Annotated in this window: 1 protein-coding gene; it reads right to left on the bottom strand. The window is 61.9% G+C overall.

The genetic code is table 11. The features are described from left to right. Nucleotides 1-1,113 (bottom strand): Tol-Pal system beta propeller repeat protein TolB (gene tolB, locus ACQKQA_RS30415; RefSeq protein ID WP_427564808.1); only part of this gene is annotated, 1,113 nt, incomplete at both ends.

The following is a 1,113-nucleotide window of genomic DNA, read 5'->3' as shown; positions in this document are numbered from 1 at the left end:
CTTCGCTCCTACAAGTTGCGCGGGCGTGTGCGGTTTTTCTGCAGGAACGAGCGGGCGGCGATCCGACCCTTCGCCTTGAGCGGTAGGAAGCGGGAGCCTCACGCGTCCATTTATGGACACGAGCATCAAGACTCCCCGGCCCTGCTGGCGGGTGGCGTAGATTACCATGGTGCCGTTGGGCGCAACAGTAGGCGACTCATCAAGTGTGCTGTCTGTAAGGATTTTTACGTTGCCGCGCTGCAAATCCTGAGCCGCTACCTTGAAGTTGGTGAAGCCATCCTGCCGGTGAATCATGACCAGCGTCTTTTCATCCGCAGACAGTTTCGGGTTGGCGTTGTAGTTGCCCACGAACGTTACCCGCTCCGCACCGCCACCACCGGCGCTGGTCTTGTAGATCTGTGGTTTGCCGCCACGGTCCGAGGTGAAGTAGATGGTCGAGCCATCCTTGCCCCAGAACGGTTCGGTGTTGATGCCAGGACCCGCAGTCACCCGCGAGATCTGACGCGAACCCAGGTTCATCACATAGATGTCCGGGTTGCCGTCCTTGGACAGCACGAACGCCAGGCGCTGGCCATCCGGCGACCAGGCAGGCGCGCCGTTCAGGCCTTCGAAGTTGGTGATCTGCTCGCGGCGACCCGTGTCGATGTGCTGAACGAAGATGCGCGGACGCTTCTGTTCGAACGAGACATAGGCGATGCGCTTGCCGTCCGGCGCAAAGCGCGGCGACAGGATCGGCTCGCGGGATTGCAGCAGGGTCACCGCGCGCGCGCCGTCATAGTCGGAGCGTTGCAGGGTGTAGCGCGTGTTCTTCTCGGAGAAACGCTCTGCCGTGACGTACAGCATGCGCGTCGAGAAGGCGCCCTTGATGCCGGTGAGTTTCTCGAACGACTGGTCAGCAATGTAGTGAGCCATGTCGCGCAGTTGGTCGACGCTGCCCGAGACGCTGCCGGTCAGCACTTGCTGCTCGGTCGCGACATTGAACAGGGCGTACTGCACCTGCAGGCGACCGCCCGCCGGAACGATGCTGCCGACCATGATGTACTGGCCGGTGCTGGCGAGTTGTTGGCCGAAGATCTGCGCCAGGCTCAGCAATCCCTGGGGGAAATTACCGGC

It is taken from the genome of Pseudomonas sp. NPDC089530, assembly GCF_050280705.1.
In the GTDB taxonomy this organism is placed as follows: Bacteria; Pseudomonadota; Gammaproteobacteria; order Pseudomonadales; family Pseudomonadaceae; genus Aquipseudomonas.
The sequence above is the reverse complement of the archived record's forward strand: the minus strand, read 5'-3'. Positions and strand labels throughout refer to the sequence as shown.